9 protein-coding genes are annotated in these 18,900 nt (G+C 69.4%); 8 read left to right on the top strand and 1 reads right to left on the bottom strand.

Annotated features, from left to right (window positions below):
- Positions 1-290 precede the first annotated feature (290 nt).
- The 3 genes from rpoB to QNO12_RS14445 all read left to right on the top strand — a co-directional run bounded on the left by rpoB (position 291) and on the right by QNO12_RS14445 (position 8,634).
- Entirely contained in the window at positions 291-3,785 is a 3,495-nt protein-coding gene (rpoB, locus tag QNO12_RS14455; protein ID WP_257501453.1) for a DNA-directed RNA polymerase subunit beta, read from the top strand.
- A gap of 76 nt (positions 3,786-3,861) precedes the next feature.
- Complete coding sequence (locus tag QNO12_RS14450) at positions 3,862-7,752, top strand: DNA-directed RNA polymerase subunit beta' (protein WP_257501454.1); 3,891 nt, start codon at positions 3,862-3,864, stop codon at positions 7,750-7,752.
- A gap of 267 nt (positions 7,753-8,019) precedes the next feature.
- Positions 8,020-8,634, top strand: coding sequence for a hypothetical protein (locus tag QNO12_RS14445; RefSeq protein ID WP_257501455.1), 615 nt, complete (start codon positions 8,020-8,022; stop codon positions 8,632-8,634).
- 19 nt (positions 8,635-8,653) lie between these two features.
- Here QNO12_RS14445 and QNO12_RS14440 read toward each other — a convergent pair whose 3' ends face one another.
- Positions 8,654-9,262: a hypothetical protein gene (locus QNO12_RS14440; protein ID WP_257501456.1), complete on the bottom strand. Its 609-nt coding sequence runs from the start codon at positions 9,260-9,262 to the stop codon at positions 8,654-8,656.
- 158 nt (positions 9,263-9,420) lie between these two features.
- Between QNO12_RS14440 and QNO12_RS14435 the strand changes: the two genes are divergently transcribed.
- The 5 genes from QNO12_RS14435 to QNO12_RS14415 all read left to right on the top strand — a co-directional run bounded on the left by QNO12_RS14435 (position 9,421) and on the right by QNO12_RS14415 (position 18,900).
- Complete coding sequence (locus QNO12_RS14435) at positions 9,421-10,434, top strand: ABC transporter (RefSeq protein WP_257501457.1); 1,014 nt, start codon at positions 9,421-9,423, stop codon at positions 10,432-10,434.
- Positions 10,435-10,436: 2 nt separating this feature from the next.
- On the top strand, positions 10,437-10,919 hold the full coding sequence (locus tag QNO12_RS14430; protein ID WP_257501458.1) for a DUF6121 family protein: 483 nt from the start codon (positions 10,437-10,439) through the stop codon (positions 10,917-10,919).
- A gap of 95 nt (positions 10,920-11,014) precedes the next feature.
- A complete protein-coding gene (locus QNO12_RS14425; protein WP_257501459.1) occupies positions 11,015-11,668 on the top strand; it encodes a spermidine/putrescine ABC transporter substrate-binding protein in 654 nt (217 codons plus the stop codon).
- 156 nt (positions 11,669-11,824) lie between these two features.
- Positions 11,825-12,958, top strand: coding sequence for a serine/threonine-protein kinase (locus QNO12_RS14420; RefSeq protein ID WP_257501460.1), 1,134 nt, complete (start codon positions 11,825-11,827; stop codon positions 12,956-12,958).
- Positions 12,958-18,900, top strand: a complete 5,943-nt coding sequence (locus QNO12_RS14415) for an Ig-like domain-containing protein (RefSeq protein WP_257501461.1) — start codon at positions 12,958-12,960, stop codon at positions 18,898-18,900. The genes QNO12_RS14420 and QNO12_RS14415 overlap by 1 nt, the downstream gene beginning before the upstream one ends.

The raw sequence follows: 18,900 nt of genomic DNA, 5'->3' as shown, positions 1-18,900 counted from the left end.
GGGAAGACCTGCCGATCGGGGAATGCGGGGCCTCAGGTCGCGTTATACCGTACGAGAGCGATCTTTTCAAGAACTCGACTGGACACGGCGTGGCATACCGGGTATAGTTGTTCCTTGCGCTCTTGGATTCCCCCTGCCCTCATATGGTGGTCGGCTGTGCCTGCGTGCCCCCGCTTCTCGAACTCACCTTTCTGAAGCGGAGTGTGGCGCCCAGGTTTCGGGGACAAATGAGCACTCCACCCTGACGACAAGGAAACGAGCCCCGCCCCGGGCCCACGGAGGTAATCCCCTTGGCTGCTGCGCGCAACGCATCTACCACCCCCACCATCAAGAACGGCCGCGGAGCATCCCGCCTCTCGTTCGCCAAGATCACAGACACGCTGACGGTCCCTGACCTTCTCGCGCTGCAGACGGAGTCCTTCGACTGGCTCGTCGGCAACGAGCAGTGGAAGGCGCGCGTGGCCGAGGCCAAGAGCACCGGCCGCACCGACGTGCCTGAGATCAGCGGCCTCGAGGAGATCTTCGAGGAGATCTCGCCGATCGAGGATCTGAGCGAGACCATGCAGCTCTCGTTCACCAACCCGTACCTCGAGCCGGAGAAGTACTCCATCGACGAGTGCAAGGAGCGCGGCAAGACCTACGCCGCCCCGCTGTACGTCGAGGCCGAGTTCATGAACCACCAGACCGGTGAGATCAAGACCCAGACGGTCTTCATGGGCGACTTCCCGCTCCAGACCGGCAAGGGCACGTTCATCATCAACGGCACCGAGCGTGTCGTGGTCTCGCAGCTGGTCCGCTCGCCCGGTGTGTACTTCGACCGGACCCCGGACAAGACCTCCGACAAGGACATCGTCTCGGCGCGCATCATCCCCAGCCGTGGCGCATGGCTCGAGTTCGAGATCGACAAGCGCGACCAGGTCGGCGTGCGCATCGACCGCAAGCGCAAGCAGTCGGTCACCGTGTTCCTCAAGGCGCTGGGTCTGACCAGCGAGGAGATCCTCGAGGAGTTCGCCGGATTCGACTCGATCGAGGAGACCCTCGCGAAGGACACCATCCTCTCCAAGGAGGATGCGCTCCGCGACATCTACCGCAAGCTGCGCCCGGGCGAGCAGGTCGCCGCCGAGGCTGCCCGTGCGCTGCTGGACAACTTCTACTTCAACTCCAAGCGCTACGACCTGGCGAAGGTCGGTCGTTACAAGATCAACCAGAAGCTCGGCCTGGACGCGCCCCTGTCGGACTCGGTCCTGACCGTCGCCGACATCGTCGCGACGATCAAGTACCTCGTCCGCCTGCACCGCGGCGACACGACGTTCAACGGTCTCCGCGGCGGCAAGCCGGCCGAGATCCGCATGGACATCGACGACATCGACAACTTCGGCAACCGTCGCATCCGCGCGGTCGGCGAGCTGATCCAGAACCAGGTCCGCACCGGCCTGTCGCGCATGGAGCGCGTCGTCCGCGAGCGCATGACCACGCAGGACATCGAGGCGATCACGCCGCAGACCCTGATCAACGTGCGCCCCGTCGTCGCCGCGATCAAGGAGTTCTTCGGAACGTCTCAGCTGTCGCAGTTCATGGACCAGAACAACCCGCTCGCGGGTCTGACCCACAAGCGTCGCCTCTCCGCGCTCGGCCCCGGTGGTCTGTCGCGTGAGCGCGCCGGCGTCGAGGTCCGTGACGTCCACCCGTCGCACTACGGTCGCATGTGCCCGATCGAGACCCCGGAAGGCCCGAACATCGGCCTGATCGGATCGCTCGCATCGTTCGCGCGCATCAACTCGTTCGGCTTCATCGAGACGCCGTACCGCAAGGTGGTCGACGGCCGGGTCACCGACCAGATCGACTACCTCACGGCCAGCGTCGAAGAGGACTACATCGTCGCCCAGGCCAACGCGCCTCTGAAGGCGGACGGTCACTTCACGGAGGACCGCGTCCTGGCCCGCAAGAAGGGCGGAGAGGTCGACCTCTTCCACGCGGACGAGATCGGCTACATGGATGTCTCGCCGCGCCAGATGGTGTCGGTCGCGACCTCGCTGATCCCGTTCCTCGAGCACGACGACGCGAACCGCGCCCTCATGGGTGCGAACATGCAGCGCCAGGCCGTTCCGCTCCTGCGTTCCGAGTCGCCCGTGGTGGGCACCGGCATGGAGGGCTTCGCGGCCATCGACGCCGGCGATGTCGTCACCACCGAGAAGGCGGGCGTCGTCCTCGAGGTGTCTGCGGACGTCGTGACCGTGCAGCTGGACGAGGGCGGCACGCAGCAGTACTTCCTGCGCAAGTTCGACCGCTCCAACCAGGGCACCAGCTACAACCAGCGCGTCGTGGTCTCGGCCGGAGAGCGCGTCGAGGCCGGTCAGGTCATCGCGGATGGTCCCGCGACGGAGAACGGCGAGCTCGCGCTCGGCAAGAACCTCCTCGTGGCGTTCATGACCTGGGAGGGTCACAACTTCGAAGACGCGATCATCCTCAGCCAGGACCTGGTCAAGGACGACACCCTCTCCTCGATCCACATCGAGGAGTACGAAGTGGACTCCCGCGACACCAAGCTCGGCAAGGAGGAGATCACCCGTGATCTCCCCAACGTGAGCCCGGATCTGCTGAAGGACCTCGACGAGCGCGGCATCATCCGCATCGGCGCCGAGGTTCGGCCCGGTGACATCCTCGTCGGCAAGGTCACGCCCAAGGGCGAGACCGAGCTCTCGGCCGAGGAGCGCCTGCTGCGCGCGATCTTCAACGAGAAGAGCCGCGAGGTCCGCGACACGTCCCTGAAGGTGCCTCACGGCGAGCAGGGCACGATCATCGCGGTCAAGGAGTTCAACGCCGAGGACGGCGACGACGAGCTCGGCTCCGGCGTCAACCGCCGGGTCGTGGTCTACATCGCCCAGAAGCGCAAGATCACCGAGGGCGACAAGCTCGCCGGACGCCACGGCAACAAGGGTGTCATCGCGAAGATCCTGCCCGTCGAGGACATGCCGTTCCTCGCGGACGGCACGCCGGTCCAGGTCATCCTGAACCCGCTCGGCATCCCCGGTCGAATGAACTTCGGCCAGGTGCTGGAGCTTCACCTCGGCTGGATCGCCCAGCAGGGCTGGAAGGTCGAAGGCAAGCCGACGTGGGCCAAGCACCTGCCGGCGCAGGCCTTCGAAGCCGCGCCCGGCACCAAGGTCGCCACTCCGGTGTTCGACGGTGCCGCCGAGGAGGAGATCGCCGGTCTGCTGGACTCGACGAACCCCACCCGCGACGGCGACCGCCTGATCGATTCGACCGGCAAGACCCTGCTGTTCGACGGTCGTTCGGGTGAGCCGTTCCCGGCGCCGGTCTCGGTCGGCTACATGTACATCCTGAAGCTGCACCACCTCGTTGACGACAAGATCCACGCGCGCTCGACGGGTCCGTACTCGATGATCACCCAGCAGCCGCTGGGTGGAAAGGCGCAGTTCGGCGGACAGCGCTTCGGTGAGATGGAGGTGTGGGCCCTCGAGGCCTACGGTGCGGCATACGCGCTCCAGGAGCTCCTCACGATCAAGTCCGACGACATCCTCGGCCGCGTCAAGGTGTACGAGGCGATCGTCAAGGGCGAGAACATCCAGGAGCCCGGCATCCCCGAGTCGTTCAAGGTGCTCATGAAGGAGATGCAGTCGCTCTGCCTGAACGTCGAGGTCCTCTCGGCCGACGGCACTGCGGTCAACCTCCGCGACACCGACGACGACGCCTTCCGTGCTGCTGAAGAGCTCGGCATCAACATCTCCAGCCGCTTCGAATCCTCGTCCATCGACGAGATCTGATTCCGGCACCGATTTCGATACGGCGGCGCAGCCGCCTACTCAATCACCGAAGTTTTTAAAGCACACAGGAGAACCAGTGCTCGAATCAAACACTTTCGATCAGCTTCGCATCGGCCTAGCCACTGCTGACGACATCCGTCGTTGGTCGTTCGGCGAGGTCAAGAAGCCCGAGACAATCAACTACCGCACGCTCAAGCCCGAGAAGGACGGCCTCTTCGGAGAGCAGATCTTCGGGCCCTCCCGCGACTGGGAGTGCGCGTGCGGAAAGTACAAGCGCGTCCGGTTCAAGGGCATCGTCTGCGAGCGCTGCGGCGTGGAGGTCACCAAGTCCTCCGTCCGTCGTGAGCGCATGGGCCACATCGAGCTCGCCGCTCCGGTCACCCACATCTGGTACTTCAAGGGCGTCCCCTCGCGCCTCGGATACCTGCTGGACATGGCGCCGAAGGACCTCGAGAAGGTCATCTACTTCGCCGCGTACATGGTGATCTCCGTCGATGAGGAGGCGCGTCACCGCGACCTCGCGACGCAGGAGAACAACATCCGTCTCGAGCTGAAGACGCTCGGCGACCGGCGCGACTCGCGCATCGCCACGCGCCTGCACAAGCTGGAGGAGGAGCTGGCAGCCCTGGAGGAAGAGGGCGCCAAGGCAGACCAGAAGAAGAAGGTCAAGGATGCCGCCGAGAAGGACATGGCGGGAATCCGCAAGTCCTTCGATGACCAGATCGTCCGTCTGGAGAAGGTGTGGGAGGACTTCCGCACCCTGTCCGTTGGCGATCTGAAGGGCGAGGACGAGATCTTCCACGAGCTCCAGGACCGCTTCGGTCAGTACTTCGAGGCCCACATGGGCGCCGAGTCGATCAAGCGTCGCCTGGAGGCGTTCGACCTGCAGGCCGAGTCCGAGAACCTGCGCCTGCAGATCTCCGAGGGCAAGGGCCAGCGCAAGATCCGCGCGATCAAGCGTCTCAAGGTCGTCAGCGCGTTCCTGCAGACCGGCATGAGCCCGGCATCGATGGTCCTGGACGTCGTCCCGGTCATCCCGCCGGAGCTGCGTCCGATGGTGCAGCTGGACGGTGGCCGTTTCGCGACCTCCGACCTGAACGACCTGTACCGCCGTGTGATCAACCGCAACAACCGCCTCCGTCGCCTGATCGATCTGGGTGCACCCGAGATCATCGTCAACAACGAGAAGCGGATGCTGCAGGAGGCCGTCGACGCGCTGTTCGACAACGGCCGCCGCGGACGCCCCGTCACCGGTACCGGCAACCGTGCACTGAAGTCCCTGAGCGACATGCTCAAGGGCAAGCAGGGCCGCTTCCGCCAGAACCTGCTCGGAAAGCGTGTCGACTACTCCGGCCGTTCGGTCATCGTCGTCGGTCCGCAGCTCAAGCTGCACCAGTGCGGCCTGCCCAAGCAGATGGCGCTCGAGCTGTTCAAGCCGTTCGTCATCAAGCGCCTGATCGACCTCGGTCACTCGCAGAACATCAAGGCCGCCAAGCGCGCCGTGGAGCGCACGCGCCCCGAGGTGTGGGACGTGCTCGAGGAGATCATCCGCGAGCGCCCCGTGCTGCTGAACCGCGCGCCCACGCTGCACCGTCTCGGCATCCAGGCGTTCGAGCCCCAGCTCGTGGAGGGCAAGGCGATCCAGCTGCACCCGCTCGTGTGTGCCGCGTTCAACGCGGACTTCGACGGCGACCAGATGGCCGTCCACCTGCCGCTCTCGGTCGAGGCCCAGGCCGAGGCCCGCATCCTGATGCTCGCCTCGAACAACATCCTGAAGCCCTCGGACGGTCGTCCGGTGACCCTGCCCTCGCAGGACATGATCATCGGTCTGCACCACCTCACGACGGTCAAGCAGGGCGCGAAGGGCGAAGGCCGCGCGTTCGGCTCGGTCGGCGAGGCCATCCTGGCCAAGGACGAGGGCACGCTGGATCTGCAGGCCAAGGTGCGCATGCGCATCCCCGGTCTGACGTTCCTCGAGGCCGAAGGCGACACGCCGGAGTCCATCGCGGCGTACGAGCGCAACGGGCTCGTGGAGACCTCGCTGGGTCAGGCGATCTTCAACGACACGCTCCCCAAGGGCTACCCGTTCGTGCGCACGCAGGCCGACAAGGGCAAGCTCTCCGAGATCGTGAACAAGCTCGCCGAGGAATACCCCAAGGTCGAGGTCGCCGCGACGCTGGACCGCATCAAGGACGCCGGCTTCTACTGGGCCACCCGTTCGGGCGTGACGGTCGCGCTGAGCGACATCCTCACCCCGCCGGACAAGCCCGCCATCGTGGCACGCCACGAGAAGGCCGCCGCCAAGGTGCAGTCGCAGTACGAGAAGGGTCTGACCACCGACTCGGAGCGTCGCCAGGAGCTCATCAAGATCTGGACCGAGGCGACCGAGGAAGTGCAGACCGCGATGCGGGCGAACTTCCCCGAGGACAACACCATCAACCGCATGGTCTCGTCCGGTGCTCGTGGTAACTGGCTGCAGATCCGCAACATCGCGGGTATGCGTGGCCTGGTGAACAACCCCAAGGGTGAGATCATCCCCCGTCCGATCATCTCCTCGTACCGCGAGGGTCTGTCGGTGGCGGAGTACTTCATCGCGACGCACGGTGCCCGCAAGGGTCTGGCCGACACGGCCCTCCGTACGGCCGACTCGGGATACCTCACCCGTCGTCTCGTGGACGTCTCGCAGGATGTCATCATCCGCGAGGACGACTGCGGCACGTCGAAGGGCCTCGAGCTGCCGATCGCAGCTGCCGGTGCCGACGGCGTCCTCGTCAAGGACCCGAACGTGGAGAACTCCGTGTTCTCCCGGACGCTGGCCTCTGACGCGGTCGACGCGCAGGGCAACGTGCTCGCCGCCGCCGGCGACGACGTGGGCGACGTGCTGCTGAACACGCTGATCGAGGCGGGTGTGGAGACCATCAAGGTGCGCTCCGTGCTCACCTGCGACTCGGCTGTCGGCGTCTGCGCGCAGTGCTACGGCCGTTCGCTCGCGACCGGAAAGCTCGTCGACATCGGAGAGGCCGTCGGCATCATCGCGGCCCAGTCGATCGGTGAGCCCGGAACGCAGCTCACGATGCGCACCTTCCACACGGGTGGTTCGGCCTCGGCTGATGACATCACCCAGGGTCTGCCCCGTGTGCAGGAGCTCTTCGAGGCGCGTACCCCCAAGGGTGCGTCGCCGATCGCCGAGTCGGACGGTCGGATCACGATCGAAGAGAGCGATCGCGCCAAGAAGGTCATCCTGACGCCGGACAACGGCGAGGAGCCGCACGTCTACCCGGTGCTGCGCCGCGCGACGCTGCTGGTCGAGGACGGCCAGCACGTCACGGTCGGTCAGCCGATCCTGGTGGGCACGCTGGACCCCAAGGAGGTCATGCGCGTCATGGGCGCCCGCGAGGTGCAGCGTTACCTCGTCAACGGCGTTCAGGGCGTGTACCGCTCGCAGGGTGTGCCGATCCACGACAAGCACATCGAGGTCATCGTGCGCCAGATGCTGCGCAAGGTCACCGTCGTGGACCACGGCGAGACCACGCTGCTGCCGGGTGAGCTGGTCGACTTCAAGAAGTACCAGAGCATGAACCGTGCCGCCGTGGCCGAGGGCAAGCGCCCCGCGTCCGGTCGCCCGGAGCTCATGGGTATCACGAAGGCGTCGCTTGCGACCGAGTCGTGGCTGTCGGCGGCGTCGTTCCAGGAGACGACGCGCGTGCTGACGCAGGCCGCGATGGAGGGCAAGAGCGACCCGCTCCTGGGCCTCAAGGAGAACGTCATCATCGGAAAGCTCATCCCCGCCGGAACCGGACTTGCGAAGTACCGCAACGTCGTGGTCGAGGCGACGGAGGAGGCGAAGAGCGAGCGGTACCCCAACCGCATCTTCGCGTCGGACGGCGCCTACAGCGACGCCGACCTGAGCTACGTCGACTTCGACAGCTTCTCGACGGACGACTTCACGCCCGGCACCTACAACTAGACACGAGAGGGCTCAATGCTGCGAAGCAGCGTTGAGCCCTCTTCGTGTCTAGATCGAGTAGGCCGCGAAGCGGCCGTATCGAGATCTCACGGAACAGGGCTCAATGCTGCGAAGCGGCGTTGAGCCCTCTCGTGCCTGGATCCACACGGAAGGCCCCGGTTCGCCGGGGCCTTCCGTGCGTCCGGCCGCGATCGCGATGCCGGCGCCGTCGCGCGCCGGAGCGGGGTGGTCGCGCCGCGCCCCATACCGTTGAGGGGGAGGTGGAAGGTGGCGCGCACCGGTGGACGCAATTCGTGGATCGCATGGCCCGCTGGGCTGCTGTGCGCCGCCGTCGTGGTCGCCCTCGCGTGGCTGGCGCACCCCATGCTCCCGGTCGCCGTCACCTGGACGGGGGACATGCTGCGCGCCTCCACATCGCAGCCGGCGGCCGCTCCGGTCTCGGAATCCGTCGCCACCCGCGCCATCGCCGACGCGGACATCGACTGCCGCGCGCTGTACTCCGACCGGCTCTGGGCGGAGCTGACCTGGACTCCGAGTGCACTGCTCTCGCAGAGCACCGCGGCGCCGGCGACGGCGGTGACCGCGCTGACCGACGCGCTGGCGCCCGCGGTGCGGGTGTCCTGCTCGTGGCGCACCGACGACGGCCGCTCGATCGTGTCGACGCTGGCGGGCGTCGGAGCGGATGCTGCGGCGATCGCGCAGCCGGCGCTGCGCGGGCAGGGCTTCGCCTGCACGGACGAGGGGGCGCTGGTCTGCTCGCGCACGAGCGGGGACGTCGTGGAGGAGCACACTCTCCGCGACGGGCTGTGGCTCTCCAGCGTCGAGAACGCGTGGCACCTCGAGGCGTACGGCGCGCGGCTGGCCGCGCACGTCTGGGGCTGACCGGGCGGCGGGAGGAATCTCAGCCGAAGATGCTCGCCACGATCGCCGAGGTGTAGCCGGTGGGTGCGAGGTTCGAGTAGGTCGATTCGATGAGGATCTCGTCACGCCAGAACAGCGTGTGGCCGTCGATGACATCGGAGAAGACCTCGCTCGGCCAGGTCTTCTCGCAGCGAGTCCCCCCGTCGGGCGTGTAGCAGGTGTACCCCTCGTCGTCCGCGAATGTGTTGAGCGTCTCCATGGCCTGACCGCGGGGGGTGGGCCGGATCTGCGTCATCATGTACGTCGTGCCGGCTGACGGGTTCCCCCACACGCAGCTGAGGGTCCCGTCGGCCAGGGTCCCGGTCGGCAAGCCGGCGGCCGGGTCGTTCAGCGCAACGTCGGCCAGCTGGGAGAGGACGTCGGCCGTGAGGATCGCGCGGCAGTCGGTCGGCAGCGCCACCGCGCCCGCTTCGGGTGAGGGCGTCGCGGTCGGCGGCGAGGCGGTGGGCGTGACGTCGGATGCGGACGCATCGGATGCAGCCACGTCCTCCGTCGGCGTCTTGCCGGGCTCGGCGACGCATCCGGACAGCGCGGCGATCAGCACAGCGGATGCTGCGGCCAGCGTCAGCGCCGCACGTCGGGGTCTCATGGGCTCACGATATCGCCAGGTAGTGGGCGCGAGTCGGGCACGCCACGCCCGCAATCTGCCGCCAGGCCCGCAATCGCACGGCACGCCTGCGCGGACGTGCCCGTGCCGCAGGTTACTCTCGCAATGCGGGGACGGGCCCCGCGTGAGGAGTACATCCGATGAGTGACTCGAAGTCGTCCTACGGCGAGCCGGTCGAGGAGCCTCGTGCGGTCGACGATGTCGTCGGCAGCGCCAATGAGGGGATCGCCGACGCGGAGGCCGCCCGTCGCGCCGCGGCTGCTTCGGACGAGTCGCAGACGGATGCCGCGACCGGGTCCGCCGCGCAGTCTGCGCCCGCCACACCGGTCGAGCCCGCACCCTCCGCCTACGACGACGATTCGACGTTCGACAGCGCACTGTACGAAGCGCACGCCGATGACACCGCCACCGACTGGCAGCCGCCGGCCGAGACGGTCGTGGTCGCCGCGAGTGAGCCCGTCGCTCCCGCTGAGGCCTACACGGAGCGCTACGCCGAGCCCGCAGCCGAGCCCAGGACCGAGCGCTACGCCGAGCCGTACGCCGAGACCACGGTCGTGGCACCTGCCGCCACCGGATACGCCACACCGCAGCCGATCTTCGTCCAGGCCCCGGAGGCTCCGCGCCTGCGCGGGAACCGCGGCGCAGCCGGAGCCATCGGACTGCTGGCCGCCCTCGCCTTCGGCGTGCTGTACCTCGCGCTCTGGCTCGGCGTCGGAATGCTGGACGGCGACGTCACTGGCGAGACCCTCGGCTCGACCGCGCTCACGGCCCTGGGCACCTGGGCGCTGTGGGTGCCTGTGGTGGTGTTCTTCCTGGCGTTCTGGCTCCTCGGCGCGATCATCAACCGCGGCCGGTGGGGCGCCTGGGTCATCTTCGGCCTGCTCGTGGGCGCCGCCGCCTACCTCGGACACATTCTCGGCGCGCTGTTCCAGGCGCCGTTCTGGATGCTCACTGCGCGTGAGGGCGCCGCTCTGGTCGAGGAGCAGCTGCTCACGCCGCTGGCCATCGGCGCGTTCATCATCGGGCGCGAACTGACCATCTGGTTCGGCGCGTGGGTGGCGGCACGCGGCGCACGGGTCACCGAGCTCAACGTCGAGGCGCAGCGCGAGTACGAGCGCACGCTCGAGGCGGGGCCCCAGCTGACGCGCGTGTAGTCATGGCAGGGACGCCGGAATCCACGGGCGGCCCGGTCCGCCCCGCCGTCGCCCTCGGGCTGGCGACGGTGACCTTCGTCGCCCTCCTGATCTTCGGCCTGGGGATGGTGAGCCTGGCGCTCAGCGCCGACATCATCGAGGCGCCCGGGCTCGGCCAGGTCCCCGGCATCGTCGCGACCGCGCTGACCACCGGCGCTTTCGCGCTCGTCCTGTGGCTGTCGCTGCGGCGCCGGCGTCCTTCGTACTGGCCCGCGGTGTGGACCGCGCTGGCCTGCTACGCGGTGTACAACGCCACGATGTGGCTCGCGGTGGCGACGGCGGCCGACCTTGCGACTGCCACGGCAGTGGCCGGCCGGATCGCGACGACCGGGTTCGGCGTCGCCATCGCCGCTGCGGCCGCGCTGGCCGCGGCCGGCGGGATCAGTCTCGTCCGCACACGCTCCCAGCGGCCGCGCTGGCCGTGGGAGGACGAGTTCGACGAGTGACGAGCAGGCCCCGGCCGCACGCGCGCACGGGTCGCGTGCGTGCATCCTCGTCGCAGAGACACCGAAAACCCGCTGCGGCGCACTACCGTTGAGTCGTGGAGCGCTCGCTCGAAACCCAGGTCAGCCAGGCAGTGGACGCCTGGCTGCGGTGGCTGCCGCGCTGGGAGCCCGCCACGCACCGCGGGCGCGTGGCGCCGTGCCGTCGCTGCTTCGGGTCGCCGGTGCTGTCGGCCGCAGGGCTCGGCGCCGATGTCCCGCACGGCGTGCAGCACGGCCTGTCCACGCGGATCAAGACCATCGTCGACCACGCGGTGGCCGAGTACACCGCGCTGAACCTGCCGATGCTGCAGGCCGAGCTCGATCACCAGGCGGCGCGCAACCGGGCGCGCAGCTACCGGCCTGCGGAGGGCCTCGAGCCGGAGTACGAAGGGCTGCCGCTGGATCCGGAACCGCAGCCCGGAGCGCCTTTCCTGTTCACGATCTCGGGTCTGGCCGCGGAGGCGGACGCGAGCGTGCCGGCGCTTCCGCCGCTCACCGACGAAGCCAAGGCGGCGCTGCGCCAGGAGGTCGGTCTCGCCGACGACTACGCGAACATGATCGGACGCGAAGTGTGCGCGGTGCTGCTGCACCACCGGCTGCGCATCCAGGCGGCGATCGGACAGTACGTGGAGCCGCAGATCGAGGCGATGCTCGAAGAGCTCACCCGCTCGCTGGATGCCCCGTTCGATCCGAACGACCCGCCGCTGTGAGCGACCGCCCGCGACGGGGTGCACGGTACGATCCGCTCACGGTGATCTCGGTCCGGCCTTGTTAGCATGATCGGGTTCGTACTGCCCTGTCCTCGATGATCGGACGGCGCGCTGCGCCCCGCCGGAACTGAGCGGGCTTACTCCGGGGAGGCTTCGGTGGCCACACGTCTGCCGTCCGCGCCTCCGATACTGCCGGGGCTGGCCTACATCCGGCCGCTGGGATCCGGCGGCTTCGCCGACGTGTTCCTGTACGAGCAGGACATGCCGCGGCGCGATGTCGCGGTCAAGGTGCTGCCCAGCGACGTGCGCGATCCCGACCTGCGGCGCATGTTCAACGCCGAGGCGGATGTCCTCGCGCACCTGTCCGCGCACCCGTCGATCGTCACGGTCTACCAGGCCGGGATCTCCGCGGACGGGCGCCCGTACATCGTCATGGAGTACTGCCCCGGTTCCCTCTCGCAGCGCTACCGCATCGAGCGCATCCCGGTCCCGGAGGTGCTCACGATCGGCGTGAAGATGGCCAGCGCTCTGCAGTCCGCGCACCGGGCAGGGCTGGTGCACCGCGACGTCAAACCCAGCAACATCCTGGTGACCACCTTCGGCGCGCCGGTCCTGGCCGACTTCGGCATCTCGTCCTCGCTCTCGCGTGAGACCGCCGACGAGGTGCTCGCCATGTCGATCCCGTGGAGCGCCCCCGAGGTCATCGCCGAGGAGACCGCCGGCACCGTCGCGAGCGAGGTGTGGAGCCTCGGGGCCACCGTGTACTCGCTGCTGGCCGGCCACAGTCCGTTCGAACGCCGTGAGCGCGGGCAGAACACCAAAGAGCAGCTGCGTCGCCGCATCGCCCGCGCGAGCTACACCGACGTCTCCCGTGCCGACGTGCCGGCATCCCTGCAGGTCGTCCTGGCCCGCGCGATGAGCCGCGATGCGCGTCAGCGGTACGCCTCAGCGCGCGAGTTCGCCGAGGCGCTGCGGTCCGTACAGACCGAGCTGGGCATCTCGCCGACGCAACTCGAGATCGCCACCGAGGCGTGGTCCCCGGCATCCGCCCCCGTCGATTTCTCCGATTCGACGCTGCGCGGCCCCGCACGCAGCCGCATCGACCGCGATGAGCAGCGCAAGACGCGGCCGGGCGCCGGAATGGCCCAGCTCGCGCGAGACGAGGACACCGGCTTCTCCGCACCGGATCGGCCGCGGCGCACGATGCCGTGGGTGGCGGCCGCCGTGGGCGGCGCGGCGCTCGTGGGCGGCGCGATCGTGGCTGCGCTGGTGCTTGCGGGAGTCCTGTGATGAAGCGCCGGACTGCAGCGGGACTCATGGCCGCGGCGGTCGCTCTCGCGCTCGTGGCCGGGGTCAGTGTCGTGTGGCCCGGCCTGGACGCGCGGCAGACCGAGAAGACCGACACCTCGGTCTGGGCGCTGCAGACCGGCGAAGGCCGCAGGTACGCCCGGGTCAACACCAGCGTCGGCGAGCTGGATACGGTGCGCACCGTCAGCAACCCCAGTCAGGTCACCCAGACCGCGGAGGGCGCCTACCTGTTCTCGGACAGCTTCAGCAAGCTGACCAGGATCGATTCCGCGCTGCCCGCGGACCTCGACGAGGACGCGGTGCGGGCCTCGCCGTCCACGCCTCCCGGTACCGTGGACGTCGCGATCGCCGACGACTTCGTCGCCTATCTGACCGACTCGGGCGCCGTCCATGTGGGGAGGCTCTCGACCGGCAGCGCGACGCAGGTCGATCTCCCGGCCGAGGGGGAGAGCGGGCAGCAGTACACCTCGGACGCGATCGCCATCGACACGCGCGGCGTGCTGTTCAGCTATTCGCTGGCCGACGGCACCGTGCTGGAGTACGACACCGTCACCGGGCAGGTCCGGGCGCGGAACGCGCTGGACCCGGACGGCATCGCCTCCCCGGCCATCACGGCCGCGGGCGACGCATGGGTGGTCGTGGACACCAGCGACGGCGAGGTGTGGGTCGACGGGGCCGATGCCGCGGTCCCCGCTCCGGTGGGCAGTTCGGTCGTCCTCGGCCAGCCCGATCCAGCCGGCACCGCCGTCTATCTCGCCGACGACGCGGTGCTGCTGCGCGTCCCGGTGGACGGGTCGGCGATCAGCACCGAGATGGGAGGCGGGGGGAGCGTCCTGGGCACTCCGGCGCGGCCCGTGGTGCACGACGGGGAGGTGTTCGCCGCGTGGCTGCCGCAGACCGGCGCGGGCGCGCTGTGGGGCTCCCGCAGCGGGGACACGGTCCTCGATTACGGTGGCCAGCCGCTGTCCGACTCCCGACGCCCGGCCTTCGTCGCGAGCGACGACGCGATCATCCTCAACGAGACGCGGTCCGGGTGGGTCTGGACGGTCCCCGACGGCGAACTGGTCGCATCCAGTCAGGACTGGACGTTGGACGAGCAGACGGACCCGGATGCCGCGCCCAGCGACGAGCAGCTCGCCATCGTCCTCGATCCGCAACCGCCCGTTGCGGTCCCCGACGCGTTCGGCGTGCGCGCCGGGAGCCTGGCCACCCTCCCCGTGCTGATGAACGACCATGATCCGAACGAGGACGTGCTGAGCATCGAGGCGACCCTGGTCACCGGGCTGGATCCCGGGTTCGGCACGGTGTCGATCACCGACGACTCGCAGCGCCTGACGGTCAGCGTGGCACCGGGGGCGACCGGCACCGCGCAGTTCACCTACGCCGTGTCCGACGGAACCGCCGAGACCGGACTGCTCTCATCGCCCGCCACCGTCGTGCTCACGGTGTCGGACGGGGATGCGGCGCCGCAGTGGTGCGGAGTCGAAAGCTGCCTGGTGCCGTGGCCGACCCCGGAGGTGGCGGTGGGAGGCACGGTCACGGTCCCGGTCCTGCCGGGCTGGGTGGACCCGGACGGGGATCCGCTCCTGCTGCTGTCGGTGGAGAACCGGTCCGGTGTCGGGATGGTCGCCGCCACGCCCGGCGGCGACCTGGTCTACCAGCACAGCGACGCGGGCGGAGTCGGCGAGGAGGTCATCGAACTGGGCGTCACGGTGGCCGACACCACCGGGCAGGCGACCACGATGCCGCTGTCGGTGCGGGTCTCGACGGAACCGGCGCTGACCGTGCAGTCCTTCGCGGTCGTGGACACGATCGACGCGGGCCTCACCGTGGATGTCGCGCCCCACGTGACCGGCACCGCCGGGCAGATCTCGCTGGACTCGGTGCGGGTGCTGGATGACGCCGCAGCGACGGCCACCGTCGTGGGCGGCTCGGCATCCTTCGATTTCACCGCCAGCACCCCCGGTACGTTCCTGGTCGGATTCACCGTCACCGACGGCACGACGCTGGAGACCGGCACAGCGCGGATCACGCTGCTGCCCTCCGACGCGCCCGCTCAGCTGGCGACCTCCCCGGTGGTGGCGTTCGTGCACCCACAGGAGGACGCGACGCTCGATGTGCTCCTTGCGGTGTCCAACCCGACCCGACGGGTGCTGCTGCTCAGCGACGTGGAGGGCCGAGCCGATGACGGCGCCACGCTGTCGGTGGATGCGGTGGGCCAGAACTTTCTGCGCGTATCCGGGTCGACCGCCTCCGGGGCACCCGGCCGGCTCGGCACCGTGACCTACACGGTCAGCGACGGGACCGAGGATCAGGGAGCGCAGGTGACGGGCCAGGCCACCGTGTACCTTCTGCCCCCGGCGCCGGCGCTGGCGCCGATCGCTGTGGATGACACCGTGGTCGTGCGGGCCGGTGCGCAGATCGACATCCCGGTCCTGGAGAATGACATCGCCCCGGCCGGCGGACGCCCCACGCTGGATCCCGCCTCGATCGCCTCGTCCACCCCGCAGGCCCTCGCCTTCTCGAGTGGGGACGTGCTGCGCTACCTCGCTCCGCCCGTGCGGGGCGACTACACGGTCTCCTACCGCGTCTCGGCGACCGGGGCGCCGGGCCTGGCGGACGAGGCCACGGTACGGGTCAGGGTGCTGCCGGACGAGGCCAACCGGGCGCCCCTGCCGAAGACCCTCGAGGGACGGGTCCTCAGCGGTGAATCCACGGTCATCGACTTCGACGACTTCGGGATGGATCCCGACGGCGACGTCGTGAGCCTCGACCGCATCCTCACTCAGCCCGACAGCGGTTCGGCCACGATCTCGGCGGACGGCGAGTCCATCGTCTACGCGAGCGTCCCGGGCGACAGCGGCCAGGTCTCCTTCCGCTATCGCGTCGTGGACGCCTTCGGGGGAACCGGCGAGGGTGTCGTGCGGCTCGGCGTGCTGGACAGCACGGCCAACCCCAGTCCGATCACCTTCACCGACTACGTCCAGGTGCAGGCCGGTGCGACCAGCACCATCCGGGTCAGCCCGCTGGCCAACGACGTCGACCCGACCATGGGCGCGCTCGAGGTGACCGGCGTCCGCCCGGACGTCCCCGCGACGCTTGGCGACGGCGACCCCAACCCGGAGTACGACCGTCTTGCCGAACGGCTCAAGACGGTGGGGGAGTCGACGGTGGTGATCGCGGCAGGCACTCAGCCCGGCACCATGTCGTTCCTCTACGACGTCGAATCCAGCTCCGGAAACACCGGCCGCGGGCTCATCGTCGTGCAGGTCGTGCGCGAGAGCGTGCCGAACTACCCGCGAGTGGATGACACGGTGCTCACCGCCGAGACCCGCGAGGACTTCCGCTCCGGGGTGGACGTGCTCTCCGGCCGGGCCGCCTGGTCCGGCGGGGACGTGGAGGAGCTCACCGTGAGCCTGTGGGGTTCCCCGTCCGATGTGACCGTCGACGGCTGGGAGCTCAGCGGCGCGCTGCCCGAGACCACCCGGGTCATCCCGTTCGCCGTGACCGGCGAGGGTCCGGACGGAGAGGTGACGACATACGCCTTCCTGCGCGTTCCCGGCGACGAGGACCTGTCGCTCGCGCTGCGCGCCAACGCGGCATCCCCCGAGGTGGACGAACTGGGTTCGGTCGCCTTCGACATGGCTGCGCTGGTGGCCGCCCCGCGGGGCAGCGACCTGGAGGTCGGCGGGGACCTGCGCCCCTCGGGTGCGCGAGCGGCGGCCACCTGCACGGTCGAGTCGGGAACCACCGTGCGTTACGACGCGGGCGCCGGGGCGCCGTGGACGGACGCGTGCCGGGTGCCGGTGCGGCTTTCCGGACAGACCGACTGGACATATCTGTCGGTCCCCATCATCGTCCGCCCGCTGGATCCGCAGCCCGAGCTGCGCGCCGGGTCGATGAGCGTCGGCCCGGGCGAGACGGCCACCTTCGACCTGCGCAACATGACCACCTGGCAGCTGCGCGAGGACTGGAGCGGCATCCGGTACGCCGTGGACTACACCGGCTCCACGTTCGAGGTGTCGTTGAGCGGCTCGATCGTCACGGTCGTCGGGGCCGACCGGGCCGTGCCCGGAGCCGAGGAAGCAGCGGTCGTCTCGGTCAGCAGTCACGCCGCGGTGCTCCCGGTCCGGCTCATCCTCCGAGTCGGTGCCGCACCGTCCGCGCTGCCGCAGGGCGGCGCGGTGACCCAGCAGTGCTCGCAGGCCGCCGGCTCGTCCTGCACGATCCCGGTGATCGGCGCCAGCGGCGAGGTGAACCCGCTGCCGCGCACGCCGCTGACGGTCATCGACGCGCGGACCACCGGTGCGTGCGCGGGGATCAGCTTCCGGGTGGCCTCGCCCACCGCGGTGGTGGCCTCGTGGTCGCCCGATGCGCCGGGAACCACCTGCTCCGCGTCGTTCTCGGTGCAGGACGCCCAGGGCCGGCGCACCAACGGCGAGCGCGACGGTCAGATCCTGCTCGATCTGCAGGGATACCCGAAGGCGCCGGCGAGCGTCCGCCAGATCGGATTCTCGGACGGCGCGCTGACGCTGCGGGTCGACCCCGGCGAGGCGCGCCAGGCGTACCCGGGTCTGAACGGCTTCGTGATCCGCTGGAACGGCGCCGAGGTGGCCCAGTGCAGCGCCGACGGCACCTGTCCGTCCATCGCGGCACCCAACGGCGAGCGGCGCGAGTACGAGGCGTATGCACGCAACAGCGTGGGCGCCTCGCGTGCCGGCGTCCGGGTGATCGCGTGGGCCTACGACTCGCCCGTCCCGCCCGGCCGGATCGAGGTGCGGCCGGTGGTCACGAACGGCGACGGGGGCGTGGTCTCCCTGCTGATCGACGGGATCGATCCGGACAAGACCGCGGCGCTGCAGATCACCAGCCCGGCCGGCGAGACCACCCAGGTCTCCATCGGCCGCCGTGACACGAGCGTGCAGATCCGGCAGTACCGTGTCGGCTCGAACACTCTGAGCCCGATCACGGTCACGCCGTATTCGCGGTTCGACGTGCCGCCGGGACTGGGCGGCACGCCCTCCGGCGCGTCCACGACAGCGTGGGGGAATGGGATCGGCGCCCCGACCGGGCCGACCCTGACCCTGAGCTCCACCGCACAGAGCGACGGGACCTCCACCGTGACCGCGCAGGCGGGCGCCGGATCCGGCGGCGACGGGTCCACGCTGCGCTACGGCATCGTCCGCGAGGGGCAGCCGTGCACGGCGACCGCCGACGGCGGGACCGCATCGTTCCCCGGCCTGACCGACGGCGAGGAGTACTCCTTCACGATGTGCGCCGAGTCGTGGTTCGAGGGTGACCGCTACGGACGCGCCACGACCACAGCGACCGCGCGCGCAGAGCAGAGCGGCGCCGCCCCCACCGGCTACACCTTCGCGGTGGATGCCGCCCCCGACGTCTCGGACGGCCGCGCGGTCTGGCTGATCCGCAGCCAGCCCACGTCGGACGAGCGCATCCCCAACCGCAACGTCGTGGAGTTCTCCGGCCTGCCCAGTTCCGCGATCGGCAGCGACCCCGGCATCCAGGTCAGATACGTCCACGAACGATGGGGCACGGCCACACCGTGGGCGCCGGTGACCCCTCGAGCAGGCAGCGCCCCCTACCAGGTGCAGGCGACCTGGAGCCTGCAGACGTGCGTCGGCGGATCGGACCTCGTCGTGACCGGCGACTCGTCCGCGGATGCCGCGGGGGGCAAGGCCGCGATCTCCTTCAGCACCGCGGGACTGCGCTACCTCGACGCACTCGGCGCGGTGCTGCCGCACCCGATCGACACGTGGTCGGTTCCGCTCGGCGCGGTGCGCGTCGAGGGCATCGCGGTCACGGTGGACTGGAGTGCGCAGGGATGGGGTCTGGCACCCGCGACGGCGACGCTGTCGGCATCCTGCGCTCCGAATCTCCCCCTGCCGCCGCTGCCCACGCCCTGA

This window comes from Microbacterium sp. zg-B185 (assembly GCF_030246885.1).
Taxonomy (GTDB): Bacteria; Actinomycetota; Actinomycetes; order Actinomycetales; family Microbacteriaceae; genus Microbacterium.
The sequence above is the reverse complement of the archived record's forward strand: the minus strand, read 5'-3'. Positions and strand labels throughout refer to the sequence as shown.

What these genes read in the sequence shown, in the direction of transcription:
- QNO12_RS14430 (WP_257501458.1), top strand. Translation starts at nt 10,437, where the DNA reads ATGGCAGGGACGCCGGAATCCACGGGCGGCCCGGTCCGCCCCGCCGTC.
- QNO12_RS14435 (WP_257501457.1), top strand. Translation starts at nt 9,421, where the DNA reads ATGAGTGACTCGAAGTCGTCCTACGGCGAGCCGGTCGAGGAGCCTCGT.
- QNO12_RS14440 (WP_257501456.1), bottom strand. Translation starts at nt 9,262, where the DNA reads ATGAGACCCCGACGTGCGGCGCTGACGCTGGCCGCAGCATCCGCTGTG.
- QNO12_RS14415 (WP_257501461.1), top strand. Translation starts at nt 12,958, where the DNA reads ATGAAGCGCCGGACTGCAGCGGGACTCATGGCCGCGGCGGTCGCTCTC.